Below are 26,691 nucleotides of genomic sequence, written 5' to 3'. Positions count from 1 at the left end.
TCTTTACCTGTATTAGCATTCCAGAGCCGCACGGTCCCATCCGCACTGCCTGTGGCGAGGCGGTTTCCATCAGGACTGAACGTAACACTAAAAGCAATCATTACAAAAGTGAGTTGTATAAGTGTACAAATTATGAGGAGTAGAATGACAGATAGCGTTTTCATTTTTTTATAAAGTTCCTTATCTTATATCAAATTCAGGTTATGTTACCATTCTACTGTAACACCTCTGGCTTGGAGTGCCGGGATATGAGTGTTAGTGGCAGCTTCATCCAAAGGATTATCCCGCAAATCGACGATGTCGCCGCTGCCCAATCCTGTATTCGCCACCAAGGGCGCGATGTCCGATATCTGGCTAGACTCCAGTCTCAGTTCTGTGAGATTTGTGAGATTTGCAAGGACAGAAATATCTGATACTTCTGTACCCCACAGTCTCAGTTCTGTAAGATTTGTGAGATTTGCGAGCCCAGAAATATCTGATACATCGCTAGCCGCTATTTCCAATTCTGTGAGATTCATAAGATTTGCAAGAACAGAAACATCTGATACCGGAAGATTGGCTAATTTCAGTTTTGTCAGATTCGTAAGATTTGCGAGTACGGAAATACCTGATAGCGGGACACCATCTCCTAGGCCACTTCCCAAACGCAGTTCTGTGAGATTTGTAAAGTTTGCGAGTACGGAAATATCCGATACTTGGGTTCCTGATATACCGAATCGTTTCAAATTCGTGAGATTTGCGAGTGCGGAAATATCTGATACCCGGTTATCGCCAAAACTCAGGTTTGTCAGATTCGTAAGATTTGCGAGTGGGGAAACATCTGATAGCGGATGAATACCCGGCACCACTAATTCTGTCAGATTTACGGCATATTCTAAGCCAGTGAAGTCCGCTATACCGTCAGTGAGTTTAAGTGTTCTTAGGTTTTGTAGTTCCTCGGCGGTAATCGGTGCGTCTGCTGCCAGACCCAGTGTTTCACGCACCGCCGCCGCTACTTTCGCATCCGGCATGAACACGGCTTCTGCTGGCGGCTCCACGGCTGGCCCGACTATTTGCTGAGCCTTTTCGCAGCTTATTACATACACACATAACAGCAAAATTGCAAGCAAGGGACCTTTACATATTTTCATCTGATTTCTCCTATTTTATCAGGACTTGCGCAATGTTGACTGTCCGAGATTCTGTGAGACAGATGAGCATGCTGCGTGAGTCCTACTATATTATGGCAATAGACAATATTAAAGACACGATTTTTTCGCGAAATGTTACATCAGGTCAAAAAAAATGAAACTTTCAAGTCCAAGCAAGGGAGAATCTTGACTATTTTCTTGAAGGCTTCCCTTCTGTTTCTCGGCAGCAGGCGATTGCTTTTTTAGAAATCGCATTGCGGACAAGTTATCAGAAACCCGTTGCCCGGCTCAGAGCGATAAAAATGGAAAAAATTATTTCCGTACCAGCATCTTACGCGTTGCCGTGAATTCGCCGGCGGTAACGGAGTCACGTGTGGACTCCGTGGACAATGTATAGAAATACACGCCACTTGCGACGGGTTCTCCGAGTGCGTTCCGACCATCCCAGTGTGCCGCACGGCTCCGAGTGGTGTAATATCCTGCCGACTGCTGCCCTAACTCTAACGTCCGGATCACAACACCCTGGGCGTTGTAAATCGTGATGCGCACATCCATATCCGTCGCTAACTCATAGGGAATCCACGTTTCTGGATTGAACGGGTTCGGGTAGTTTTCGAGCAACGATGTGACTTCAGGCGGTGCAACGCCGACATGCCCAGGGGCGGCTGGCGGAATCTCAATATCCACATCTTCGAGTTTCCAAAGACTCGCAAGGGGACCGACATCTGCTATTGGGTTATCGGTCAGCCGTAAACTCGTCAGTTGCGTTAACTTCCCTATCGGAGATACATCGCGGATCTGATTATCCCGGAGATGTAACGTCCGAAGGTTCGTTAACCCCGAAAGCGGCGAGACATCGCGGATCTGATTATAGTCAAGCCAGAGACTTTCGAGTTTCGTCAACTTTCCCACCGGTGTGATGTTACTTATCTGACTGTTATAGAGGGATAACCCTCTGAGATGCTTCAATTCGGCAAGCAAGCGGACACCGGCATTCTTAATCGGATTGCCGCCAATCAACAACCAGTCTAATTGTGTTAGTTTCGTGAGCGGACCAACGTTGCTGATTTGGTTTTCGTCAAGCGTTAGCGTCTTGAGGCGTGTCAATCCTGAAAGCGGATTGAGGTTGCGAATTTGATTTCGATCGAGATATAATCGGGTGAGGTTTTTGGCGTGCTCAAGACCCGTCAGGTTCTTTATTTTCCTGTTCCTGGCTTCTAACTCGGTGAGTTTCAACATGTGCTGATTTGTGATGCGGGCGTTGTTTCCCAGTTCCAAGGCTTTTCGGATAGCCTTTGCCAAGTTCGCGTCGGGGATGGATACAACCTTGTTCGCGTCAGGGATTGATACAATTTGCGATTCACCTGGCTCATCCATGAGGGTTAATACGGGTTTACCCGTGTTAGCATTCAAGGCCAGCGCAGTGCCATCCGCATCGATTGTAACGAGGTGTTTCCCATTAGGACTGAAGACCACGCTACTGATTCCCGGATATCCTTTTTTAAAAGTCCATATACGTTTACCCGTGTTGACATTATAGAGCCGCACGGTCCCAATGTGACTACCTGTAGCGATGCGGCTCCCATCAGGACTGAACGCGAGAGCCATGCCCGTACCCTCATTGCTTCCGAAAGTGCGTATGAGTCCACCTGTGTTGGTATTCCAGAGCTGCGCCTCACCCCAACCGGCTGTCGCAAGTTGCTTCCCTTCAGGATGAAAAGCAAGGCTACGCACACTGCCCGTATCCAACTCCCGTATCAACGCACCCGTGTTGGTATTCCATATCTGGGAACCGACACCAACAGTCCCTATAGCAAATTGATTTCCATTTGGACTAAAAGCAACGCTGTAAATAGTCTGGAAACTCCAACCGCCAACACCATCCCATACGCGTATCTGTTTACCCGTGTTGGTATTCCAGAGCCGCGCCGTGCCATCCCGACTGCCGGTAGCAAGGCGTGTGCCATCGGGACTGAACGCAATACTTGTGACAGCCTCGGTATGTCCTCTGAAAACCCGTATCTGTTTACCCGTGTTGACCTCCCAGAGCCGTGCCGTGCCATCCGCACTGCCGGTAGCAAGGCGAACACCATCAGGACTGAACGCAACACTGTCAACAGAGCCGGTATGCCCTCCGAAAACCCGTAACTCTTTACCTGTATTGGCATTCCACAGCCGTGTCGTCCCATCGTGATTGCCGGTAGCAAAGCGGTTCCCATCAGGACTGAACGCGATACTAAAGAAGTTATAATCAACTTCCATCTCAGTATCAACTGCCACCTGATTCATAATACCTAAGGCAATATTGGCGGGGGCATCTAAGCCTGCGACGATATTCTCTCTATGCTTGCTGTTCAGATCTGCGCGACTAATGCCTCCTTTTTCCGTCCAATAGAGTTTTCCGTCCGCCACATCTACAGCAAGGTTTTTCGGAGATTCCAAGCCTCTGATGAAGTTGGGTTGAAAGTTTGAACCATTAAGATTTAGCCGCTGCACCTGACCGTAGGGGCTCGCTAAGTAAATCTTGCCATTTACAGTGTCAACAGCTATACCATGGGGAACGCTCGTTAAGTCCTTGACTAATTCAATATTTGTGCCATCAAGGTTTGCCCGTCGTATTTTACCTGTTCTATCGTCCGTCTGTTCCGTCCAATAAATCTTGCCACGCGTCACATCTAATGCCAGGTGATTTGGAGTCTGCAAACCAGTAATAAGATTGGGTTGGAAGTTTGAACCGTCGAAATTGAGACGTTGAACTTTACCGTAAGCGTTTGTCACGTAAATCTTACGGTTTGTGGTATCAAGTGCAAGACCTTGAGGGACGCTTGTTAGATTCTTGACGAGTTGGGGGTTTGGATTTCCATTGAGGTTTGCGCGGAGGAGAGCCCCGGTGCGGGGTGTGGTTTTCTCTGTCCAATAGAGTTCTCCGCTTACGATGTCGACGGCGAGACTCATAGCATTCCGGACGTTTGGCAGAAAGTTTTCTATTGTGTCACCGATGAGGCGATGGAGTGTGCCACGCTCGGCATCTATCCAATACAGAGGCGGACGCTGAGATTCAGCGACTAACGCCCTTGGCGGTAGATTCCAAAAGCTGACCACGCCATCCCGTGTTCCGGAGGCCAGGGTAGATCCATCGGGTGAAAAAGCAACAGACCATGCACCAGAGGTATGCGGTAAATCAGCAATGTGGGTACCCGTGGCAACGTCCCGCAACGTGACCATGCCATCACGTGAGCCCGAAGCGAGAATTGAACCTTCAGGTGAAAACGCTACGGAATAGACCTCTAATATATGATCAAAAAACGCAATATTGCGTTTTGTCGCAACGTCCCACAGTTTGACGTTACCAGGTCCATTTCCGCGCCCCGAAGCGAGCATTTTCCCATCGGGCGAGAACGCTAAAGAGTAGATATAAGGGGCAAGTCCTTCTTCCCGAATGGATCCAATATTCGTTCCCGTAGCAACATCCCATAGCTTAATCATCGGATCATAAGACCCCGAAGCGAGCATTTTCCCATCAGGCGAGAACGCTAAAGAAATAACACTGTTATTTGTCCATTTGTCCGAACGCGTATACGCTTGAAAGGTGAAAATATCACGATGCCTTGCGACATCCCACAACGCGATCATTCCATCATGTGATCCCGAAGCGAGCATTTTCCCATTGGGTGAAAACGCCAAAGAATACACGCCATCTACTATAGGTCCAAGAGTAGCGAAATTATGTTTTGTCCTAACATCCCACAACTTAATCCAGCCAAAATCACCAATTGCTAACGTTCTACCATTGGGAGAAAATGCTACCGAGCTTCCTTCAAAAGTAGCAATATTTTGCTGCGTCTCAACATCCCACAACTTGACCAACTCCCATCCACCTGATGCAAGCATTCTCCCATCAGGTGAGAACATCATGGAGTCGACTGTACCTGTATGTCCTTCAAACGTATGGATATGGTGTTGTGAGATTTCTGCAAGTTGAAACTCAATATAATCTGCATCCCCGTTTATATCAACAGCTTGCACCCCCATGGCATGTGAAACAGCATCAGAAAGACTGATATAACCCTTAGCTGTATGAACACCATCATATTCAAATTCAATGATGGCTTCCTTTTTGCCTGCTAACCCGCGACACGCGATTAGATTACCAACACCAAATAGGAGAACCTGGTGAACTCCGTCTGTGTCACTGACTTTTAGCCGAATTGTGACGCTCTTCGAGCCCGCTGGATATGTACGTGATGAAATCAGTTCAATAGTCGGTGCCGGTCCCTCTTCAAACGGGATATCGGGATTGAAATATGGACGCGCTGCCAAAAACTCGGCAGCGCATGCAGACAATCTGTTCTGTTCTGGACCATACGAAAGGATATACCTACCGTCTCGAAAATCGTGACCCAATCCAAAGGCGTGCCCCAGTTCATGCGCTGCTGTTCCAAAGGAGAATCCGGTAGGGACATCCAGCAAGCCACTATTTTTCCCTGAAGATCCTCCTATTCCCGCTATACCTCCGGAGATGAGACCTGTACTATTGTCCCAAACAACAAAGTAAATATTGGGTCCCCGCATATCAAATTTCTGCTCCAGCTCCTCCCAATATCCTCCATTCTTAGCAACATAGTAACTATCAGAATACTGACCATCGACGCGATGAACCTTCGGCTTACCCTTGGCATCAGTTTCAAAACGAAAAGTCCTTTTTCCGTATCCATGTGCTTGCATCTGTTTGGCAAAAAAGGTTTGAAGGGCAACCATCTGATCTTTCATCTTCTGAACTACGTCAGATTGGTATGGACGGTCGTTGGGTAGAAAGTAAATCATCCGTACAGCGCGCGGTCCGCCAACGTTCAAACGCTGTCCGTAACTAATTCCTTGCACGCCTAAGACTACTAAGATGATAACGAAAGTGAACGAAATTAGTCGTCTTGGATTTGAGAAGTTTTTAAAGAAGAAGGATAACGTTTTTGTTGTTTTCATAAAGGTGTCTCCATAAGTTGTGTGCTATCTATTTCGGAATAACGAATGCAAAACGACCTTTGTGGTCAAACCCTGTAGGATCGGAGGCACTAAACAGCCTGCCAGGGAGTTCTGGATCCCCGGCTCCAAGGGTGCCATTTGCAATCAACCATAGCCCTCTACCGGTTTCAGGGTGCGGGTATCTATCATCCCGCACGATGCTGAAAATCTTCGGTAACCCCTCACGCGTCAGCACAAACGGTTCACTCGCGACGAAAAATTCCGAGAGCCGATCCCCGGTCATCCAATCGGGTTGGTCAAGAAGTCGCAGACGCAGCTGCGGGGCAATCTCAACCGGGCACGTTTCAAGTCCCATCTGTTTCGCACGCGCATAAATCGTATCAAGCGTAGCAAACTCACCCTCAGCAAACCCCAGCTCCAGCATAGAAACCACAACAATATCAACCGTTATTTCCGCTGCGGCTACCGGGAAATCCGGATTTTCAAGAGCTTGCATGGACCACAGACTGACCTGGCATTTTTCTGCCGCCAGTGCCGCTAACAAATCAGCCCCACTCCTATGGGTGCCGAGTGTTAGGGTAAAATCAGGAGTGAAATCCTTTTCACCTTTTGTGGTTTCCTCATCACTCGCAAAGTAAGTCTTGTAAAGTTGCTGAAAATGTTCAAGGTTTAGGTTGCCGACACCCAAAATCAATAGAGCTGTAACACCCAAAGCAGTTCCGAAAGCCACCCACGGCAAGAGCGGTTTCATTTTCGGAGCAGGTGTCGGTTGCATGTTAGCAATCTCTTGCATAATCTTCTGTTTGATACGCGCGGGTATCTGCAAACTGCCGAGAACTTCTTGGATCAAGAGTGCTTCTTCTTCTTGTAACCGTTTTCGGGCGCGATGGAGTCGAGTCCTTATTGCCTCCACCGACACCCCCAAGAATTTGCTAATCTCCGTTGTTGTCATTTCGCCGAGATAATGGAGCGTCACCACTGCCCGTTCACCCTCCGGCAATTTTTCCAAAAGTTTGTTGACGATCTCACGACGATTTTCAGTTGCTTCTGTTTCGCGCTGTTCCGATACGTAACGCGCATAATCAGACTTCACCACTTCTTCCATAGGTGTGTCCTCCAACGATTGCAATTGCAGCGCGGGTTTTTGTTTGTTCAGCCAATTCTGACAAAGCCGCTTCGCAATAACATACAACCACCCGGAAAACCGACTCGGGTTTCTCAACGTTGACAACTTTTGATATGCGCTGAGGAAGGTCTCTTGTGTAATGTCTTCTGCATGCTGGAAATCACCGATTTTTCCGTACGCGATGGCGTGAACCTTTTTTTCGTATTTTTCAACTAAAACTTTGAATGCTGAGTCGTCGCCTGATAAAACGGCATGGATCAATTGAACATCGTCTGCTCTCTCCACAGAGTTTCCTCCTCATGAACAGATTTGGTCGTGTTGACATCCACTGAAACGTCCAATTAGATAGTGAGTCTCGGACTTTGTGCAATGCAATACAGGCCCTATGATTATAAAGACACATTTTTTTCCCAAAACGTTACATCATGTGAAAAAAAATATTTTGTCACGCAATGCTTCAACCAAAATCTAAAATTACGACGAACAAAAAGGTTGTGGCGAGATATATTTAAAAATTTTGGACAATTTTAGGTGTAATTGGCATATCAAACGGCTGGAAATGAGGCTTTAGGATAGGATGGCATTTCTATAGACATAGCACCGCGCTGGCGGCTGCGTTTTCTCACACACTTCAGTTTTTCTTGCGGATGGCATGTACCGGACAGTACTCACATTCAGGCTACCGCTCCCGATCTGAGACAAGTAGATCAAACGAATTGCTCTGCCATCCGCCTTCTTGGACGATGTTGTCTCTCGTCTGACGCAGGCGATCGACCATACGGGCTTTCATACGGCGGAGGACATGCTTGTAACCGAGGTGATTCGCTAAGTTGCGGAGTTCGTGTGGATCGCTCTTCATGTCGTAGAGCTCGTCCTCGCTGTACGGATTGTAGACGTATTTCCACGAATCCGTTCGCACCATTCTGACAGAGGCGAGGGTCGGCTCATAGCCGTGAAATTCAGCGAATACATCGTCGGGCCAGTCATCTACAGTTTCCCCGCGTAACAGCGGCACAATGGATCTACCGTCAACAGTATCAGGGACTGCTGCGCCGCCGAGTTCCAAGAAGGTCGGCATGAGGTCTACGAGGTTCACAAATTCATCACAGGTCGTCCCGGGTGATGTTGTGCCGTGCCAGCGAATAACGAGCGGAATATGGTGCGTCTCCTCATACATGTGGAAACCCTTGTTGAAAAGGCGATGGCTGCCGAGCATATCGCCGTGGTCGGTTGAAAAAACGATAACAGTATCCTCCGCTAAACCGTTCGCTTCAAGGCAGTCGAGAATCCGTCGGACTTGGTCGTCAATGAAGGTACAGTATCCCCAATAGGCGGCGATAACCTTCTGCCAATCGGGCCATGTCAGGTGACTGGCGTTCCAACGGAGCATCTCTTTCTGTTGGATAAGCGGTTTGTTTATGAATTGTTCATCGAAATTGCCCCACCGCTCAACGCTATCAGGATCGTACAGTGTGTCGTAAGGTGCTGGCACGGCATAGGGGAAATGCGGTCCGAAGAAATTCGCAGCAATCATAAAGGGTTTTTCAGAACCTGCATAACCGTTGAGCAATTCAATCGTTTTATCCGCCGTCCACGCCTCCATCGTGCGTTCGACGGGAAGTGGGTGTCTTCCATAGAAAGGTGCTTCACCGCCCCACTCAAAAGGTTGGACAGCATCCCTGTCGATTCGGAAGTCGATGCCATCATCCCGAAGCCATTGATGCCACTCACGATAGGGGTGCCACTTGTCGTAACCCCAGAATTCTGTATCACCTTCTTTGGCAAGATGCCACTTACCGACACAACTCACCCGATAGCCTACCTCACTCAAAAGTTTTGGATATGTCGGTTTGTCGAGAATTTGATTTGCAAACACGCCGTTGAAGTTCCCCATATTCGATAGCTGCCCGTGATTGTGTGGATAAAGTCCAGTGAGGAGCGACCCCCGTGCGGGTGAACAGAGGGCGATCGGGGTATAGGCGTTCGTAAATCGCATACCTGTCGCAGCGATTTCGTCAACGGCAGGTGTTCTGCAAATTGGGGCACCGTTGCAACCGAGTGAATCGAAACGTTGCTGATCAGTCAGGAGAAATAGAATATTGGGTTGTCGTGCCATATTATTCCTTATCTGCTTTAAGGTTCAAGCGGGTTCAGATACGATAGCGATATTCTTCGGTCCCTTGAAGCCAAGCGCAATCCGTTCAAACCGGACAGAGTGTCGGCGATAGAAATCCTCAATTGCCGTTAACAGTTCATACTGCCCGCGACGCTGTTCATCCCAGAAGTTGCAGCACGGAATTATGACCGCAGGACGAACGAGTGCTGCCTCTCCCAATTGACGCAATGCGCCATCTGGATGGAGTCCGACTAACAGGTCATAATAATCCGCCATATCGGGTTCAAACTGTTCAGGTCGATGCGCAATGCCTTTGAGGACTGTGCGTCTCGGATCAATGAGATCACATGTAAAGTTCTTCTTTTTACTAAGAAGCCGCGTCAATATCCCCTTTCCGCCCGCAACATCGGCAACGGACTGGATCTCATTGCCGTACCGCGAAGCAATAAAATCTGCGACGACTTCAAATCGTTGTGGATCGCCGTATACGGGGTGTTGTTTTCTACTCATATCAAATTCTCCGGATTCAGTGCCTCTAATGCCGGATGGACGAAGCAACCATCTTTCCGAATCAGGTTCCCGTCAAAGGACATTTCGCCACCGCCATATTCCGGCGTTTGGATCATCACCATATCCCAATGAACAGAGGAACGGACACCGTTATCGGCTTCCTCGTAAGCCTGCCCAGGTGTGAAGTGAAAGGATCCAGCGATCTTCTCATCGAACAGAATATCAAGCATCGGATTTGTTATGTAAGGGTTGAACGCAATAGCAAACTCGCCGATATAGCGCGCGCCTTCATCGGTATCAAGGATGGCGTTGAGTCTTTCAGTATTATTCGCTGATGCTTCGACAATTTTGCCGTTTTCAAAGCGGAGTCGGATGTCTGTGAAGGTTGTACCTTGATAGATTGTCGGTGTGTTGAAATGGATCGTACCGTTGACAGAATCCCGGACAGGGGAGGTGAAACATTCGCCATCGGGAATATTCTTCTCACCAGCACAAGGGATAATGGGGATGTCTTTGATACTGAACCGTAGATCGGTGTCCTCACCGACGATGTGAACTTCATCCGTTTCTTCCATGAGAGCCTTGAGGGGTTCCATAGCGCGCTCCATCCGACTGTAGTCGAGCGTGCAAACGTCGAAATAGTAATCCTCGAACGCCTCTGTGCTCATCTGTGCCTGCTGCGCCATCGCCGGGTGGGGCCACCGCAGGACAACCCATTTCGTCTTCGGAACGCGGATATCGTTGAGGGGTCGCTGCCAATACTTTTGATAGCGTTGCATTACTTCTGTCGGTACATCAGACATCTCTGTGATATTATGGCTCCCGCGTATGCCGATGTACGCCTGTACCCTTTTCATGCGATATGTTTCATATTCACCCATCAATTTTATACCAGCGTCGTCTCCCCCCAGAATGATTTCACGTTGGATACGATTCTGTTTGAGTTCAACGAGCGGGATCCCACCGGCTTTTCGCACGGCGCGGATGAGGGCGATCACCATCTCCTGTGGAATGTCAATGCCTTCAATGAGTACAAATTCGCCGGGTTGGATCTTGGTGGAGTGGGTTGTGAGAACGTCTGCGAGTTTATCAAGTCGTGGATCGTGCATAGTTGCCTCAAAAGTAGTTAAAATTAAATAGGTTATATTTCGGTCAACTCTGGGACATGTTCATCTTCATATTTTTCAATCAAGATACCAATGACTTCCATCAGTGAAGCCAAAGGATGATCTTCATCCTCACCTACGACATCGATTAAATTGTCCAGCACTTCTGTGAGGCGTTGGTACTCGCTCTGGGCATGAGGAACGAATACAACTTCCGTTAGCATTGGCCACACGTTCTGAGCCGTTTGGACTTCCCTCACCATGATTCACTCCTTCCATTTACTTTTATTGTATTCAGCGTGTGTTAACACTGCGCGAATATAGACTTTTTGGCGATTATAGTGTATCGCCACAATAAGACGCACTTTGTTACCACTAATGTTGAAAACGGTTAATTTTCCAACTTGATCCGCATGAGGAAACTCTGTTCTCAACTCAGCAAACGATCGAAAGCTGCCCCGTTTCATTAATCGATACCAACGTTCAAGCGATACTTGCGTATTCCGATGTTTTTGAGCAAACTCGTTTAGGCGTTTTCGAGTAATAATATGCATGAGATACAGCTGGGAATACCTAAGCTGTGGTAGATAGTCATCTTTCAATATTATACATATCAATCTTGAGAGTAGTCTATCACAATTTGGGATAGATAGCAAGTTTAATATAGGGTAGTTATACCATTTCTAAAAGTTTATCTCGCATTAACCGAACCCACTCACGTCACACCCAGTAGGTGCGGTTTCTAACCGCACCGAGCAGTGCTGAAAAATAGCCAACCTTTTAAGAGGAATTATCAATTAGAATTGGTATTAGTTGGCACTTATTGATTGTCTGAATCAGAATTTACAGGATTTACAAGATTACGATTACCTCTTTGACAGATAACTTTCTTTGTAGTATTATCGATATATTTTTAAAAAGTTCATCAAAAGATATATGTGTCCATAGTTGCTCAATTTTAACTTGCCAGGAACAGGCAATAAATTACCCTACTACAAACCAGCGAATTTGGACAGCGAAAACTGAACGACTTTGGTGTGTAACATTTTGTGTGTTGCAACAAAAAGGAAAATTCATTAGAATAAGGCTTAAGCAGTATTGGAAAGATCACACGTACACGCGCTGATGAGGTGAAACGGATAATGAAAGTCGGTCAATTGTCTATTGGATACATTACAATCATTGTGTTGATGGTGCTGCACCTTCTGCCGGTCTGGGGTTTCAAGTATTTCCCAACGCAGGATGGTGCGAGTCATATCTACAACTCTTATGTGGTGAAGGAGTATCATAATCACGAAAACTATCGACTCCGTGAAGTCTATGAACTCAACGCGACCATCTTTCCGAATTGGACATCCCACGCGCTGTTACTCGTGTTGTTGTACGTTTTCCCGCCCCTTGTTTGTGAAAAGATTGTGCTGACGCTCTGCATCGGTCTCCTTCCGCTCTCCCTCTTTTATTTTCTCAATAGTATCGCAAAGAGAAATATAGTCTTCGGCCTGCTTGGGTTTATCTTTGCCTACAACTACCTGCTCCACATGGGTTTTTACAACTTTGTCCTCAGTATGTCCCTGTTTTTCTTTACGATGGGCTACTGGTGGAGAGTGAAAGATAAACTTCGGCTGACAAACATCATTGTCATATACCTATTGTCGTTGGTGACCTATCTGACGCATTATCACTCTTATGCGTTGCTTATCATGTCATTGACGTTCTTTCCTCTCTTCTTATCGGCTTATGATGTGTTACATCGGGTATGGGGTAATCAGGAGACATCAGAGCCACTCATGCACAGACTTAAGGAAGGTATAGGGAGACATAAACCTACACTGACCTTCATAGGTAGCCTTACACCTGCTTACTTTATCCTATTCTCCTACTACTTCTATCTGACCAACAACCACGGAGGTAACAGCAACCATAAAGGCTTTGAATGGGTAATGGACTACTTCTTCGGCATGAAATCCTTGGTCTCTTTCCACGACGATCAAGTGCTCATCGGACGCGTGCTGCTGGTCTTTTTTGCCATTGTCCTTGTACTCACAGTTATCAATAGAATCTGGCAGTGGTATCAATTCCGAGCATCAGAGGCATGGAAAGAGACCGGCGAACGGCTCTGGACGCGTGCTGTGACACAGATGGATGGGTTTCTAATCATGTCAGTCGTTATCACTGCGATGTTTTTCATAGTCCCTTGGTCGGGTTACAGTGGCGGTTGGATAAACGATCGGTTCCATCTGTACATATTCCTTATCCTGATTCCATTCTTTGCCGTCAACCTGCATAGATATACAAACTACGCGGTCGCAGGACTTATCATCGCGCTATCCTTATGGCATCTCGGTTACCACGTTCACACCTATCGTCTGTTGAACCGCGACATCGCCAATGCGCTCTCGTTGGAGGGTATGGACGAAAAGCATACGATTCTGATGAGTGAACCGGGGGAATGGGGTGGTTTTTCAGATTCGCTCGGTTTTGAACCGAAATACGTTGAACCCTTCGGTCACCTTGAGTGTTTATTGGCAGTGCATAAAGGCATCGCCTACCTCGACAACTACGAGGCGGATACCGACCATTTTCCGCTACAGTATAAGGAAGAGGATAGGGATCAGAAATTTCCTGCTGACTATGCTATCATCTGGCGGACGGAATACGGCGATGTCAGCGGTCTGGAAGAGGAATATGACCTCATCGATTCCAACGACTACAACCGACTCTATCGCCGCAAGCGCGCGTCCCCCGATCCAGAGATTTGGGGGGGCGGCACCGTTGTCTCCTTTGACATGCAGCCCGAAGAGGGTCGGACAGCACCGGGACACATTCCTGTGTATGTAGATACAACTTACACTGATGGGAAATACGGTTGGCTAACGGTGTCGGAGCGTGAAGAATCACAAAACAAATTGGCGGTTGCACAACCTTATACAGATAGCATTTTGGGGCAAGAAGACGCAGTTTTCCGAGTCGCGCTTCCGAATGGCACCTACGAAGTGACATGCTATTTCAGCACAAATATAGTAGACGAAGCGGATAGAGCTGAACCGTTAGAGATAAACCTTATCGCGAATGGCGAGAAGCAGATTCAGCGATTGCGGGTTCCTGTTGGAAACGAGACGATTGATGGACGTTACAACATCACGATTACAGATGAACATTTAACGCAAGTGATATATACCCACAAAAAAAGCAGGTACCAAAGATGGGTTTGGAGCGGTTTTACGATTCAATCGAACAGTGCGCTGCCGCGCCAAAATTGAACGAGAGCAATCAATATCTCTCCAATACATCCAGACAAAATTTCAAGCGACGGTCGTGATCCGCGAATTGTTTTAGCCACTCAACAACTGTTTTGCCATCGGAGAGTCTCGCTTTCAAATCTGCGCCATATTCTACAAGATACCGTGTCGTTTCTACATGCCCATGACCGGCTGCGCAGTATAGTGGAAAATGTCCATGCTCTGATGTTACATTGACATCCGCACCACTACTGACTAACTGTTCTACAATTTCCAAGTCCCCGTTTCGAGTCGCGTGGTGTAAAGCTGTATCGCCACGAGCGTAACGCTCTTGAACTAACTTTGCGTTGTCCCGAAGCATTGCACTGACGCGCTTCACATTGGCTAAGAAAACGGCGTATATGAACTGACGTGCCGTTTCACTCAATGGTTTGGCATGCGCATCCAAACCTCCATACGCAACGAGCAGTGATACGACTTCCTTATTGTCCGGTACTTCTCCGGCATAGTGAATCACATAGCCATCATGCGCTGCCAAATCAGCACCAGCGTCTATTAGATATTTCACAACATCATAATGCCGTCTTAATCCGGCATGAAATATAGGACGCCATTCGTATTGATCGTCCTGATTAACTGACAGCGGTTCCTGCTCAACGATTTTCTTCACTAAATCGAGGTCGCCGCTTGCTGCAGCGTCATGAATTGAACCGAGTTGCATATCTATTCTCCTCTGTTAGGTTAATTGTGTTTCCAACAATATCGTAAAGTCGAAAAATATGTGAACACTTGTAGCACAAACTGAAGGCTGGAGGACCCGCAAACTAACAGTTTGCGCTACGATAGGAGTGTCCAAACAATTATAGGATTCACTATAAATGTGAGGTGTCCATCTTTCGCCTGATCTATCGAAATCGTGTGAGTTGACTCATGGTGTCCATAACGCGTCAATCTTTCCCATGATTGACGCTACTTTTTCCTGTTGATTGTGTTCGAGAACATAGAGTAAATCCGGAAATGGGGCGGTCCGGCGGTAAAAAGCGCAGCGAGAATGCCATCCATCGTCAATAATGCCATCGTAGTAAGCAGTCAAACCGCCAACATCTTCTGCCGGATCACCAACTGTGCAAGATCCCCAATCAATAATCCCAGTAACGGTTTCCGTATCGACATCAACCAGAATGTTGTGTGAATAAAAGTCTTGGTGAATAAAAACGGGGGTGAAGGAAAAGATAGAGGGATTTGCCATTACCTGCTCGAAATAGGTAGTAATTTCTTCTTGCTGTCGGTGAGTAAGCCTTGGAAAGATGCAGGTTCGTATTTTTCCCCACATCTTGGTTATCCCTTCCTGCCACGTCTGTGATGTCGTATAAACATCGGATTCAAATAAGTGTTGCACACGGTCTATAGGAAAACGATGCAGCGCGGTGAGAAAATCTCCTAACGGCGGTTGCCACCACGTTGCTGATTGGACTTGCGGTGAACACTGATTCAGTGGCGTTCCGTTAATAAAGGCATATCCACCAAACACGAATGGATAATATTGCGTGGGTTGCCCGTGGTAGAGATACTGCGGAATAGGCAAGGGAACAGTAGGGGCAAGTTCGGTTAGTAAACGCATCTCACGTACCAAGCCGCGCGCTGCAACCTGATGTTTAGGGAAGCGAAAAACTATCCGCTGGTTGACCAGAAACGTTCGATTCGCCCAACCTTCGTAGAGTGGCTCCCATGTTTCAATCGGCAACTGTGGGAAGTTTTCAATAATTGCTGCGTGGTAGTTTTTCTCAGTCAGTTGGAGCATATTCTTCCATTATCAGTATCAAGCCAATATGTTAGGTGGACGAGTAATCCCTTGTTTCATGCCAATGGTTTCCCCCAAGTAACTCTTGCTTCTAATTGGAAACTGAGGCATCCTTCATCATCAACAAAATCAGATAATACATGCGATAGTTCTGCATTAAATGCTCTGACGTTTTCTTTACCCATGTGTTCTTTGGACATGCTTTCTCTCGAATGAAAAGACTGAACATAGTCTGAAAGCGGTTGGGAGAAACCGACCGGTGTTGTCCGCTTATCGCCAATCACGTGTAGATGTTCTCTATCCACGAGTTCTTGAATCAAGTCAATTTGTTCATGGTGTCTGTTGGTGGAATACTTGTGAATGAGTGAAAGTTCTGCATCCCCCCAAGGCGATCTAACAGGACGGTCTCCATCAATGATGACGAGATAACCATCTGCTGTCAGCACTTCCTTGAACCTTGGGAAAACTACGCGCCACTCCATCCAATGAATACTGGCTCCTGCCGTTATCATATTGTAGGGTGGATATAACTTCACTGTCTCAGCAGGGCCACGAATCCATCGGAGGTTGGGATGATCTCCATTAACGAGTAACTTCCCGACTCGGATCATCTCTTGTGAGAAGTCAACCGCATCAACGCCGTCTACGTGATTGACGAGTGCTCGTGCTATCTTTCCAGTACCACATCCGACATCAAGAACTTTTCCCCGCGATTCCCCGAGCAAATTGAGGAGTATCTGATATATCTCCTCTGGATACGGGGGTCGCAGCTCATAAGTTTCTGCCAAACTTCGGTGCTTGAATCGGGAGGCGTAATCGTCCCAGTATTGTCGAGGTCTTGTGATTTCCATATTTTTAGATGGGCAAAAAATCCAATTCCAACGCATCCCCTATAGGCACATAACCGATTTTGGTGTAGATGCTATTGGAAGTCGGGTTTGATAAATCGGTATATAGGCTGCAAAAGGAATAGCCATCCGAAAGGAGTTTCTTTGTTAGCAACAAAACGCACGAAGTCGCGTATCCTTTACCGCGGTGCTCAGGTGGCGTGTACACGAGACCGATTGTTGTTCCGTTTCTCATTGGACGGGACACGCCAGCAATAGACACGGGACCCTCGTTATCCCATACGTATAGTTGTTGATCCGTGATAAGTTTCTCAGTGCGACTTTTAGCACTCTCAAGACTGACGGGTTCCCCTATCGCTTCCGACAGACCGACAATCCATCGCGCCATGAGCGGATCATCGTCTGGACGTGCGAAACGCATCTGTCCCGGTGAAAGCGGGAGATCCGCGACGGTTCTCGCTTCAAATACACGCATGCGCTTGCTGAGCCTCACCGATACGCCAGACCTGCCTTCAATCCAACCATCAGCAAAGGCTTGGGCTTCTGTTGCTGGTCCAACAACCCCCGGTATTTGAATGTTAATTTTACGCAGGTGACGCACAAGATGAATTGCAGCAGCTTGGATATCCGTGTCAATTCTGCTTAAGATGATTCGCTTAGGTGGTGTCATTACTGCGACTCCCACGACTTGCCCTTGTTCCAAAATACTTAATAAAACGGGTAACTCAGAGGTGTAGTAGTATGGGTCTTCAGCGAGTCTATAGGCTAAACCGATCGGCAGATTGTTTTCACACTCATTTTGTTCCAGATAGATACCTGAAAGTGAAATAAGTTCGCTTGCGTGGGGGTGGGACCGTATTTCGATCACCGTTTCTCGTTTCCTTTCGTCATTTCAGTTACCATACATACAAATGGGGCTCTTCTTCCCGAATCAACTCTTTCACCTGAGCCGATTCGATTTGCAGGGCAACTACTTGGCTGCCCATGAAATTGCGCCATTCTGTATCGGGAAGTAAATCCATTTTGTAAAGAATCTCCCGAATTGATTGACAGATGTTGTGGATGATCTCGCCGCGCGCTTTATGATTGTTTGCTGATTCGAGTTTCTTGAGAGACGGTCCTATAATGTCTACCCATTTCGGGAGACTTTGTGCCTGCCAGTGCAGCCATTTCCAATATACTGGAAAACGTTTATTGAGTAGACACAAAAGTCTTAACGTGCATTCGACAAAAGCTCCTTGTCCGATGAGTAAACCTATACCATCACCGCGTTTCGCTAAACGATAGCTCGAATTGTAGTCGCCATTGTGCCAAATTCCCCATAGATCACTTGCGACCTTCCACCTCCAGATGTCTGCAGGGTAGTATGCCTTTTGGAAAGCGGATATGCGTTCGCTGAGGGCGTTAGAAGGGTCATAGAGCACAAAACCAGACGACGCGTAGTAGAGGTTGTTGTCATCAGCGGCAGCCCATTCCTCGATCGTCACCGGCGGGTAGGCAGATTCGTGAAAATCACGATAGACTGCGTCGATAGTGCTTATCTGTATCGTCCGAGGTTGCAATTTGGTAGTGTCAATTCCTAAAAACGTATCTGGAATAGCCGCTTCCAGAGCCTGAGAAATAGAAGAACCATATTCCGCGATATCCTGTGCCGATAACAGTAGTTGGCACTTGTTTGGTCCCCAGTCATGATCGCGTGACAGTTCGTCATCGGCACCAAGAACATCAGATCCTAATCCGATGACTCCAGCACTGAGACGGGGCAGGACATCCGGAAAGCTTTCTTTTAAGATGGGTAGAAAGACTTCATCAAATAAAATTTGACAGTATACGTGCCCCTTCAGCGGTAACTCATAGTTTTTAGGATTGAGTTGCGAAGGGTCTTGTTCCTTCATCAGCCACCTCTTAGATAATACGACGGTTTTATTTTTTTAATGACCTTACGCAAAATTGTAAAGTATACTGATGAACCACTGGCAAGGTTTCAACCTCAATCCAGCGCATTCACCACAGCATCACCGACCTGCGAGGTTTTGGCTTGACCACCAAGGTCGGATGGGAGGGTTTTGCCTTCCTCGACGACCTTCAGTACAGCTGCATCTATCGTTTCCGCTGCTGCTTCTTCACCCATGAACCGCAACATCATCGCACCAGAGATAATTGCCGCCAGCGGATTCGCGATGCCCATCCCCATGATGTCTGGCGCGCTCCCGTGAACCGGCTCGAACATTGAGGGAAATCGGCGTTGTGGGTCGATATTGCCGCTCGGTGCCAGTCCCATGCTGCCGGTGATAATCGCGCCGATGTCGGTGAGAATATCCCCGAATAGGTTACTCGCGACGACCACATCAAAGTCCTCCGGTCTCCGTACGAAATCCATACACGCTGCATCAACGAGCAGCGATTCTGTCTCTATATCGGGATACTTTGCAGCGACCCGCTCGAAGGCTGTATCCCATACAATCATGCCGTAACCTTGCGCGTTTGACTTGGTGATTGAAGTAACTTTGCGCTTCTTATTTCGTGCTTGCGCCTGCTCGAAGGCATAAGCGATAATGCGCTCGCAGCCGTGGCGCGTAAATATCCCAACCTGCACACCGATCTCTTCAGGAAACCCTTGGTACTGAAAACCACCGACGTTGGCATACTCGCCTTCTGTGTTCTCTCTTATCACTACGAAATCAATATCCCAAGCCTCTTTGTTTTTCAGTGGTGTGTTAATGCCGGGGTAGAGGACACTGGGTCGTTCACAGACGTACTGATCGAATCTACGTCGGATTGGCAGCAGAAGTCCATTGAGCGCAATGTGGTCTTGGATGTCGGGGTGTCCGACTGCGCCAAGATAAATCTGGTCGAACGCTGCAAGGGTATCAAGGGCATCTGCTGGCATCATGTACCCATGCTCGAAATAGTAGTCGGAGCCCCAAGGAAACTCCACAAAGTCCCATTTGATGTCATACCTATCGGCGATAGCGTTGAGGACCTTGAGACCCTCCTCGATCACTTCAATCCCGATTCCATCACCCCGAATTATCGCAATCTTATATTCAGCCATATTTCCCTTTCTATGATTCCTATTTTGCCTTTTCGCTGATTTCAACTCAAGGGCTCTCTGGTTTGTCTTTCTCGAAACAGTTCAAGACAGCATCCCACGCCAACTCGGAAGCGATATGACTTAAGACGAAGTGATTGATATCCGGATTGTCCACCTCATCTGTTGTCACAGCATATAAGACATCACCATCAGCACTGGTATGAAATGGATAAATCGCCCGTGTCATTGAACTGTGAACATGTTTAGCCAATTGGCGGAGCTCGTCGATGTTGAGTTTCTGATTGGTAACCACCAAGGTTAAAGTCGTATTGCCCACTGACGGATTCGCTTTACTATCATCGGCGGGAGGCAAATTCACAACATCCTTGAGTGTATGCCTTTTGCCCGTTTGCGGGTTGTAATGCCCTCTAACGACTTCGCCTTGGCGATTCATAACGGCTCCGAGCGAATTGACGACACTAAATACCGCAACCTTTGTGGGTCCGGTTTGGTGGAAAGCCCCACCCTGCCCCGCACTTTCGCTTTGGAAAGGTTTCAATAGCCATTTCCCACAAGTCGCGGAACGACCTGCGCCTCTGGCACCGAGCGGAAAAACACCCGACTTCGCCGTACGTAAAGCTGCGCGACCCAACGCTTTATCGGGATAGATCCAGTTATCTCGGAAGAAATCATAGATGATAGCCCCACGTACGTCATAGATACCTGAATAACGGCTCTGCGCGAATATCTCAGCAGATACCCCGGTTGCAGCCTCTAAACCGTAAAGAGAACCACCCGCAAAACAGATAGCACTGACACCACCATCTGCAGCAGCGATACCTTGAATGGTTCCAGGCATTCCGCCCCGAATATCAACGACAGATTTTGCCTCGTTAGGAAAATAGAACACAGTGCATCCTGTAGGTCCTTCCTCATACTCCGCGACACCTATATGCAGAGATGGGAAGTCAAATTCAAGAACAGGACCTTCAAATGTAGTTTTAGGTACGAGGTGTGCATTATCGTTCGTTACAGGCTCTGGATTGTCTACCATTTTTGGATTCCTTTGTGATGTGTCCTGGCTCTCATTTGCTAACACAGCAGAAGCCAACAGCACCATAGTGATTAGCAGAGAGAAATGGTTAATTTTTATTATTCGATTTTGGGTCGGCACGTCCTTAAACATTTTAATCCTCACGCAGCGAGCCTTCTGAATTTCTGTTAAAGTTTAAGCCTAATCGGTGGTGTGTGTCAAGTCCTATTAATGTATTGCCAGTTAGAGATTAACACTTAGCGGTTTGGTGTCAAAAACTTTACGCCCCTTTAGATGTTGCACGAGATAAAATATTGTGCTATGCTCTAACGCAGAGAACGGCATTAGAAAATCAGAATAACTTCCGATGATAGAGGAGAGAAAATCAATGTCAAATACGCAAGAAATTGGCTGGAACGCAGTCAGTAAAACAGGAGCCGTTGCAGCCGGTGGTGCGGGAGCTGTCGCAGCAGGGATTGAGATTCTGGAAGCAGGCGGTAATGCAGCAGATGCAGCAGCCGGAACGATTCTTGCCCTTAACGTTACAGACCACGGTGCCTGTTCTATTGGTGGTGAGGTGCCGCTCCTTATCTATGACGCAGGAAAACAGGAAGTGAAATCGCTCTCTGGACAGGGACGCGCACCGCTTTCACAAGATGCTATCGATTGGTACATGGAAAACGGGATCCCGAACGGTGACATCAAAATGGCACCTGTGCCGTCGGTTGTGGACCTCTGCACGACAACGCTCAAATTGTATGGCACAAAAACATTTGAGGACATCGTGGGTCCCACACTCGCACTACTGGATGCTGGTGAGGCAGACTGGCACTCTGATTTGGCGGTCACCCTCCGTAGGATGGTCGAAGAAGAACGGAAAACATCCGGGAGTCGTGAGGAAAAAGTCCAGGCCGCAAGCGATCGGTTCTACGGACGGAACGGCGTTAATACCGATATTGCCGATGCATTAGAAGGCTTTTACATTGACAAGGGTGGCTTCCTTCGTAAGCGAGACCTCGCTGCGCATGTTACGCTTGTTGAAGATCCCGTATCGGTAGAATATCAAGGCTATACGGTGTACAAGTGCGGTCCGTGGACGCAAGGTCCCTATCTCTGTCAGGCACTGCGGTTATTAGAAGGCTTCGATCTCAAAGCGATGGGACACTTCTCAGCAGACTACGTGCATGTGGTCACAGAAGCACTCAAACTGGCGATGGCGGATCGGGATGCGTACTACGCCGACCCAGAATTTGTGGATGTCCCGTTATCAGCCCTGCTTTCCGATGCTTATACCGAAATCCGCCGACCTCTCATTGATATGCAAAAAGCCTCACTCGAAGCACGACCCGGCGACGTAGACAATATGGAACCGCTAAAAGCGGACGGTGTTTTCAGACCGGGTGTCGGTGGAACAACGACCTGCGTCGTTGCCGACCGATGGGGAAATGTCGTTTCTGCTACGCCGAGTGCAAACGTCTATCACGCAGGTGGCACAGTCGGCCCGACGGGTGTCAGTTATGGCAACCGTCTGCGGAGTCTCAATACAACGCCGGGACACCCGAACTGTATCCAACCCGGAAAGCGTCCGAGAATTACGCTTACACCTACACTGGTGCTTAAAGACGGATCTCCGATTTTAGCAATCAGTGTTGCGGGTGGAGACTTGCAAGACCAAGCGACGATGAATTTGCTGCTCGATTTCGTTGAGTTCGATATGCTACCGGAAGCTGCTGTCACGGCACCGCGTTTTGCCACAGCACATCACGAAAATTCGTTTGACCCGAACCCGAACCGATCAGAGACCTTTGGACAAGCGGGTTCATTGACCATCAGTGAGAGTGTAGGTGAAGATGTATGTGAAGAACTTGCGAGACGTGGACATCAAGTCAGGGCACACAGCGGTGCTATTGCAGTCCCTGTTATGCTCTATATCAATAAAGCGGACGGAATGTTCTATGCTGCCGGAGATCCAGCGACTGGTAGGCATGCTGCAGGATTGGGGTAAAACGAGAGCGAAAATAGCCTGACTTTATGCATCAAAATCCCCGCGCAAGATGCGTTCGGAAGGGGATAATGCGTCTTCGTCGTCCAATGCTACCTCAATTTCTGACTTTTTCCATAGGGGTCCGACATGCATCATATTGAAAGGTTCAATTTCTGTGTTCCCCTCAACCTTACGACATACATATAAAGATTCGGGAGGAACGAGATCGGGTAGAAGCGATGAATGCGTTGTCACAATAAATTGTGTATCTTCAAGTGTCGTACGCGTTTCCAGGAATCGGGCAATGCGCTGAATTCTGCGAGGGTGAACGCCATTTTCGGGTTCCTCAAATCCTATCAATGTTGGTGGGTCTTCGGCACCCATGAGTGCTAAAAGTCCCAGAATTCGGAGGGTGCCTTCCGATAAGAGGCGGGCAGAAATGCGTTTTTCACCTTCACATAGATCCAATTCGATCTCACCTAATTCGTTGACACTGACCTCAATTCCCGTTATAGAGGGGATCATGGTATGAAGCGATTTCTCGACGGATTCAAATTGTGCCTTATTAAGAGCCTTCAAGGTGTTGAGAAAGGCGGCGAGATCCTCTCCCATTGGCCCTATATCGTGAACTGCCTTGACGGGATTTGGGAGTCGCATTTGTTCTCTCGGTTCAAGGTAGAAGGTCAGCCAGTTTGCCAACTCTCGCTGCATTGCAGCCAAATGGGGGTAGTGCGGTGGATAGTGCGATCTCGAAAGGATGCTGTAGTTAAGATAACGTTCATAGTAGAGTGGATGTGCCTGTCCCTCCATCCGTAAATGCAACCGATTTTCCATTCGTTCTAAGAAAGGCTTCCTACTCTGTTTTGGCTGCCCCTCGTCGGTTAATGCTGCGAGATATTCGTCCGCCACGCGCAAAATTCCTTGCTTGGGGAGCATTTCAATCTCAATCCGATACCGCAAATCTTTCTCGCGCACGGGCGGCAGTCGGTCTGCAGCAGGTTTATTTCCGTCTTTTGTATTTTTCGCTGCTGTCTCCCTTATTTTCTGAATACGCTGATTGACCCCTTCAATAACGGCGGTGGAAAGTTGAACGTCCACCTCTATACGAAACGACACAATCTCCTTTTCAAGGAGACTCTTGATACCTCCGTCTCCGAAAGTGAACGATTCCAGCGGATGCCCTCGGTACGGAGGTTCAAATGCGTTTTCTAAGGTTTGACAGGTCGTTATCCTGGACAGAAGTTGCAAAGCATCAAGGAAATTGCTTTTTCCCGAAGCGTTGGGACCGACAAACACGGAAAGAGGTTTGAGGTTTAACTCAAGATCCAAGAGTGATTTGTATCCTTGAATTTTGATTCGCTTCAGCATAGGATGCCTCCATTCAATACCCCAGATTCCGTAGATAATCTCGGTTAACCTTTGCAGCTTCGGCGGGTGGACGCGGCGGATACGGACGATCAAGTTCCACAGAGACCCATCCATCATAACCGACAGTTTCGAGTCCTTCCAATGCGGCTTTAACATCAAGTCCCAAGTTTCCCCCACCGAGTTCAGCAAAACGTGCCTGCTCACCAAAACGTTGCGTCCGATAATCCCAAGTTTCCGGATCGTCGGCGTGACAGTCTTTGAGATGGACATGCCCAATCCGATTTCGCAAATTCTCGCTTTCAAAAACCTGCATTGGATCGCTTCCCGCAGCGAGTATATGTCCTGTATCAAATAGCAACCAGAGACTCGGTGCTGCTGCCAAGAGTCGTTCGGCATCATCAACGGTTTCCAGCAAAGTACCGAGATGTGCGTGATGGAAGCCTTTGATGTTGTGTGCATCACAGAAAGCGAGCATCTCATCTAACGTTCGTGCGGCATTCTCGAAATCGGCATCGCTTGGATCGGGTCCACCCCATTCTGAACGTCTCAACGACGGCACTTCGGCGGCATCATTACCCAAAACAATGTTGAAACGGACTCTATCAAGTCCAGCACCACCGGCATTAACGATATGAAGACCGAGGCTACGGGCAAGGGTTGCCATTTCAACGAGTTGATCGGAACTTTCAATTCCTAAACCTTCGACTCCGTCCCAACCTGCATCGGCGACTTCACGCAATACTTTTTCTGGATTATCCCGCTGTTCACCTCTAAACTGGATGAGATGGCAAGCGAGTCTGAATTTTCCCATGAATATACTCCTTAGTTAAGATTTGCTGCTATTGAGTGCCGTTAAGGATAACTGCCGGTCTGGATTCTGATACAACCACATCTCCATGTTCTTCTTAATAGCAGCCCACTCACTGTCCAACATTGAATACCACGCAGTGTCTCTGTTTCGACCTTTTACGATTATATGCTGTCTGAAGATACCCTCAAACTTAAAACCGAGTCGCAGTGCCGCTGCCCGGGAACGTTCATTTAGGGAATCACATTTCCATTCAACTCGGCGGTATTTGAGTCTATGAAAAGCCTCACAGAGCATTAGATACATGGCTTCCGTGTTCACGTTTGATCTCTGAGAATCCGGTGAATACCATATATGTCCGAGTTCCAGTCGCCGCATATCTGAAACGATGTTGAGAAAACTCACCATACCGACCCGTTGCTTCGATTCAAGATGGTGGACGGTAAAGAAGAGTGGATCCTGCGATTCGGCTCCGTCCTCAAGCCACGTTTGCATGCTGTGCTCATCGTCAAAAGGACCGTAACTCATGTAGGTCCATATCTGTTCCTTTACATCCGATCCGTGAGAGCATCCATAGAGTTCCGCAACATCGGTTTGTGGATTGATTGGCGATAGTGTAATAAATTTACCTTCATAGTCTGCTTTTTGAGGCACATCAACATGCGCAATAGATTCGACGATATTTCCAACTTCAAGAGACGATTGTGTCATAGTAATTTCTTTCTGTTTTAGTTATTTTGCGACGGGTGTATTCGTATTTTCTGTTGACGCTCAGGGTGCGGGTCGTCTCGCTGTCTCATCGAAGTAAACTGCATTCGGATCGTCAATCCAATCGCCAATCCAACCGAGTTCCTTCAACCCGCTTTGAACAATCGGCAATGTCCCGCGTAATTCTTTCACCGGTGTCCAGTCCCGCCAATTCTGGTCGGCTGGCGGGTCGAGGAAGTCTCCAATACCATTCACAGCGCGTTGAATTGATGGATACACCATTGCGCCCAATCGTGTCTGTTTAGCTACTTCAACTACCCATTTTTCATAGGGAAACGGTTGTCTGTCGGCGACACAACACACTTTACAGAGGTACTCGATGACGTTTCCAACCGCAACAAATGCCGTTTCCACCTTATTTCGGGCTGCCATAGCCAAAGGACCGCGCTGTGAAAAATAATACTTGCCGAACATCCACTTTAACTTGCGCTCCGCGATCGCTGGTGGATATACACAATAGCGATGCTTGAGTTCTTCAGCAGTACTTGAACAACCGTAGAGAGTTTGTGAAGTCGCAATAACCCACATCATCTCATCTGGACCCGTCTCCAACCACGCCCGTAGGTCACTTTCATCGTAAAACGACCAGTGTGCCTCAAAATCACCTCGATCAACGAAAAGCTGCCAACTTTGCTCATAAGTTTCCCGATCTTCATCGGAAAGGTGACGCTTATCACCAATGATACATAGGTCAAGATCCGACCATCCATCGGTGAAACCAGCGGCACGACTCCCTATCAGCATGAGGACGGCACGCTCACCCATTTGTTGGCAAAAATCCATGGCGCGATCAACGAACTGTTGATCCTCCTGACTGAAACGGATGTCTTCGTTCATTTG

General features: G+C 47.8%; 22 protein-coding genes. 2 read left to right on the top strand and 20 right to left on the bottom strand.

Going from position 1 to position 26,691, the window contains the following annotated elements:
- From OXN25_06835 to OXN25_06795, 9 genes are all read right to left on the bottom strand, one after another.
- On the bottom strand, nucleotides 1-101 hold a 101-nt coding region (locus OXN25_06835), incomplete at its 3' end, for a WD40 repeat domain-containing protein (protein ID MDE0424564.1).
- 105 nt (nucleotides 102-206) lie between these two features.
- Nucleotides 207-1,130, bottom strand: coding sequence for a leucine-rich repeat domain-containing protein (locus OXN25_06830; GenBank protein ID MDE0424563.1), 924 nt, complete (start codon nucleotides 1,128-1,130; stop codon nucleotides 207-209).
- A gap of 312 nt (nucleotides 1,131-1,442) precedes the next feature.
- A complete protein-coding gene (locus OXN25_06825) occupies nucleotides 1,443-6,110 on the bottom strand; it encodes a leucine-rich repeat domain-containing protein (GenBank protein MDE0424562.1) in 4,668 nt (1,555 codons plus the stop codon).
- A 28-nt stretch (nucleotides 6,111-6,138) separates the two neighbouring features.
- Nucleotides 6,139-7,521 (bottom strand): RNA polymerase sigma factor, encoded by a 1,383-nt coding sequence (locus OXN25_06820; GenBank protein MDE0424561.1) that lies wholly within the window; start codon nucleotides 7,519-7,521, stop codon nucleotides 6,139-6,141.
- A gap of 394 nt (nucleotides 7,522-7,915) precedes the next feature.
- On the bottom strand, nucleotides 7,916-9,352 hold the full coding sequence (locus OXN25_06815) for a sulfatase-like hydrolase/transferase (GenBank protein MDE0424560.1): 1,437 nt from the start codon (nucleotides 9,350-9,352) through the stop codon (nucleotides 7,916-7,918).
- Nucleotides 9,353-9,376: 24 nt separating this feature from the next.
- A complete protein-coding gene (locus OXN25_06810) occupies nucleotides 9,377-9,862 on the bottom strand; it encodes a hypothetical protein (GenBank protein ID MDE0424559.1) in 486 nt (161 codons plus the stop codon).
- A complete protein-coding gene (locus OXN25_06805) occupies nucleotides 9,859-10,971 on the bottom strand; it encodes an aminopeptidase (GenBank protein ID MDE0424558.1) in 1,113 nt (370 codons plus the stop codon). The genes OXN25_06810 and OXN25_06805 overlap by 4 nt, the downstream gene beginning before the upstream one ends.
- A gap of 32 nt (nucleotides 10,972-11,003) precedes the next feature.
- Nucleotides 11,004-11,231: a hypothetical protein gene (locus tag OXN25_06800; protein MDE0424557.1), complete on the bottom strand. Its 228-nt coding sequence runs from the start codon at nucleotides 11,229-11,231 to the stop codon at nucleotides 11,004-11,006.
- Between the two features lie 3 nt (nucleotides 11,232-11,234).
- Nucleotides 11,235-11,522 carry a type II toxin-antitoxin system HigB family toxin gene (locus OXN25_06795; GenBank protein ID MDE0424556.1) on the bottom strand — a complete coding sequence of 96 codons (288 nt, stop codon included), beginning with the start codon at nucleotides 11,520-11,522 and terminating at the stop codon, nucleotides 11,235-11,237.
- A 588-nt stretch (nucleotides 11,523-12,110) separates the two neighbouring features.
- Between OXN25_06795 and OXN25_06790 the strand changes: the two genes are divergently transcribed.
- The gene (locus OXN25_06790; GenBank protein ID MDE0424555.1) at nucleotides 12,111-14,228 is read left to right on the top strand and encodes a hypothetical protein; all 2,118 of its coding nucleotides are present in this window, start codon (nucleotides 12,111-12,113) and stop codon (nucleotides 14,226-14,228) included.
- A gap of 10 nt (nucleotides 14,229-14,238) precedes the next feature.
- On the opposite strand, the gene OXN25_06785 is transcribed toward OXN25_06790, so the two are convergent.
- The 7 genes from OXN25_06785 to OXN25_06755 form a co-directional block, all read right to left on the bottom strand.
- Nucleotides 14,239-14,928: an ankyrin repeat domain-containing protein gene (locus tag OXN25_06785; protein MDE0424554.1), complete on the bottom strand. Its 690-nt coding sequence runs from the start codon at nucleotides 14,926-14,928 to the stop codon at nucleotides 14,239-14,241.
- Nucleotides 14,929-15,135: 207 nt separating this feature from the next.
- Entirely contained in the window at nucleotides 15,136-16,008 is an 873-nt protein-coding gene (locus OXN25_06780; GenBank protein ID MDE0424553.1) for a phosphotransferase, read from the bottom strand.
- A gap of 56 nt (nucleotides 16,009-16,064) precedes the next feature.
- Nucleotides 16,065-16,859, bottom strand: a complete 795-nt coding sequence (locus tag OXN25_06775) for a methyltransferase domain-containing protein (protein MDE0424552.1) — start codon at nucleotides 16,857-16,859, stop codon at nucleotides 16,065-16,067.
- Nucleotides 16,860-16,863: 4 nt separating this feature from the next.
- The gene (locus OXN25_06770; GenBank protein MDE0424551.1) at nucleotides 16,864-17,724 is read right to left on the bottom strand and encodes a GNAT family N-acetyltransferase; all 861 of its coding nucleotides are present in this window, start codon (nucleotides 17,722-17,724) and stop codon (nucleotides 16,864-16,866) included.
- Between the two features lie 28 nt (nucleotides 17,725-17,752).
- Nucleotides 17,753-18,751 (bottom strand): DUF4037 domain-containing protein, encoded by a 999-nt coding sequence (locus OXN25_06765; GenBank protein MDE0424550.1) that lies wholly within the window; start codon nucleotides 18,749-18,751, stop codon nucleotides 17,753-17,755.
- Between the two features lie 95 nt (nucleotides 18,752-18,846).
- On the bottom strand, nucleotides 18,847-19,911 hold the full coding sequence (locus OXN25_06760) for a tartrate dehydrogenase (GenBank protein ID MDE0424549.1): 1,065 nt from the start codon (nucleotides 19,909-19,911) through the stop codon (nucleotides 18,847-18,849).
- A 46-nt stretch (nucleotides 19,912-19,957) separates the two neighbouring features.
- Entirely contained in the window at nucleotides 19,958-20,944 is a 987-nt protein-coding gene (locus OXN25_06755) for a P1 family peptidase (GenBank protein ID MDE0424548.1), read from the bottom strand.
- Nucleotides 20,945-21,311: 367 nt separating this feature from the next.
- Here OXN25_06755 and OXN25_06750 point away from each other — a divergent pair, with 367 nt between their 5' ends.
- Complete coding sequence (locus tag OXN25_06750) at nucleotides 21,312-22,928, top strand: gamma-glutamyltransferase (protein ID MDE0424547.1); 1,617 nt, start codon at nucleotides 21,312-21,314, stop codon at nucleotides 22,926-22,928.
- Between the two features lie 24 nt (nucleotides 22,929-22,952).
- Here the strand turns inward: OXN25_06750 and OXN25_06745 are convergent, their stop codons facing one another.
- From OXN25_06745 to OXN25_06730, 4 genes are read right to left on the bottom strand one after another with little or no spacing between them, the layout of a single operon-like run.
- Nucleotides 22,953-24,275, bottom strand: coding sequence for an AAA family ATPase (locus OXN25_06745; protein MDE0424546.1), 1,323 nt, complete (start codon nucleotides 24,273-24,275; stop codon nucleotides 22,953-22,955).
- Between the two features lie 13 nt (nucleotides 24,276-24,288).
- Nucleotides 24,289-25,086 (bottom strand): sugar phosphate isomerase/epimerase, encoded by a 798-nt coding sequence (locus OXN25_06740; GenBank protein ID MDE0424545.1) that lies wholly within the window; start codon nucleotides 25,084-25,086, stop codon nucleotides 24,289-24,291.
- Between the two features lie 15 nt (nucleotides 25,087-25,101).
- Complete coding sequence (locus tag OXN25_06735; protein ID MDE0424544.1) at nucleotides 25,102-25,794, bottom strand: GNAT family protein; 693 nt, start codon at nucleotides 25,792-25,794, stop codon at nucleotides 25,102-25,104.
- A gap of 60 nt (nucleotides 25,795-25,854) precedes the next feature.
- On the bottom strand, nucleotides 25,855-26,688 hold the full coding sequence (locus OXN25_06730) for a nucleotidyltransferase domain-containing protein (protein MDE0424543.1): 834 nt from the start codon (nucleotides 26,686-26,688) through the stop codon (nucleotides 25,855-25,857).
- Between the last annotated feature and the right edge of the window lie 3 nt (nucleotides 26,689-26,691).

The organism is Candidatus Poribacteria bacterium (genome assembly GCA_028820845.1).
GTDB lineage: Bacteria > Poribacteria > WGA-4E > WGA-4E > WGA-3G > WGA-3G.
Note: the sequence above shows the minus strand (reverse complement) of the source record. Positions and strands in the feature narration are given on the sequence as shown.

Bases quoted from the DNA above. Each gene is read 5' to 3' on its own strand.
- OXN25_06805 (MDE0424558.1), bottom strand. From the start codon at position 10,971: ATGCACGATCCACGACTTGATAAACTCGCAGACGTTCTCACAACCCAC.
- OXN25_06745 (MDE0424546.1), bottom strand. From the start codon at position 24,275: ATGCTGAAGCGAATCAAAATTCAAGGATACAAATCACTCTTGGATCTT.
- OXN25_06775 (MDE0424552.1), bottom strand. From the start codon at position 16,859: ATGGAAATCACAAGACCTCGACAATACTGGGACGATTACGCCTCCCGA.
- OXN25_06825 (MDE0424562.1), bottom strand. From the start codon at position 6,110: ATGAAAACAACAAAAACGTTATCCTTCTTCTTTAAAAACTTCTCAAAT.
- OXN25_06795 (MDE0424556.1), bottom strand. From the start codon at position 11,522: ATGCATATTATTACTCGAAAACGCCTAAACGAGTTTGCTCAAAAACAT.
- OXN25_06735 (MDE0424544.1), bottom strand. From the start codon at position 25,794: ATGACACAATCGTCTCTTGAAGTTGGAAATATCGTCGAATCTATTGCG.
- OXN25_06730 (MDE0424543.1), bottom strand. From the start codon at position 26,688: ATGAACGAAGACATCCGTTTCAGTCAGGAGGATCAACAGTTCGTTGAT.
- OXN25_06800 (MDE0424557.1), bottom strand. From the start codon at position 11,231: ATGGTGAGGGAAGTCCAAACGGCTCAGAACGTGTGGCCAATGCTAACG.
- OXN25_06810 (MDE0424559.1), bottom strand. From the start codon at position 9,862: ATGAGTAGAAAACAACACCCCGTATACGGCGATCCACAACGATTTGAA.
- OXN25_06785 (MDE0424554.1), bottom strand. From the start codon at position 14,928: ATGCAACTCGGTTCAATTCATGACGCTGCAGCAAGCGGCGACCTCGAT.
- OXN25_06830 (MDE0424563.1), bottom strand. From the start codon at position 1,130: ATGAAAATATGTAAAGGTCCCTTGCTTGCAATTTTGCTGTTATGTGTG.
- OXN25_06760 (MDE0424549.1), bottom strand. From the start codon at position 19,911: ATGGCTGAATATAAGATTGCGATAATTCGGGGTGATGGAATCGGGATT.
- OXN25_06750 (MDE0424547.1), top strand. From the start codon at position 21,312: ATGTCAAATACGCAAGAAATTGGCTGGAACGCAGTCAGTAAAACAGGA.
- OXN25_06765 (MDE0424550.1), bottom strand. From the start codon at position 18,751: ATGAAGGAACAAGACCCTTCGCAACTCAATCCTAAAAACTATGAGTTA.
- OXN25_06815 (MDE0424560.1), bottom strand. From the start codon at position 9,352: ATGGCACGACAACCCAATATTCTATTTCTCCTGACTGATCAGCAACGT.
- OXN25_06755 (MDE0424548.1), bottom strand. From the start codon at position 20,944: ATGGTAGACAATCCAGAGCCTGTAACGAACGATAATGCACACCTCGTA.
- OXN25_06780 (MDE0424553.1), bottom strand. From the start codon at position 16,008: ATGCTCCAACTGACTGAGAAAAACTACCACGCAGCAATTATTGAAAAC.
- OXN25_06790 (MDE0424555.1), top strand. From the start codon at position 12,111: ATGAAAGTCGGTCAATTGTCTATTGGATACATTACAATCATTGTGTTG.
- OXN25_06740 (MDE0424545.1), bottom strand. From the start codon at position 25,086: ATGGGAAAATTCAGACTCGCTTGCCATCTCATCCAGTTTAGAGGTGAA.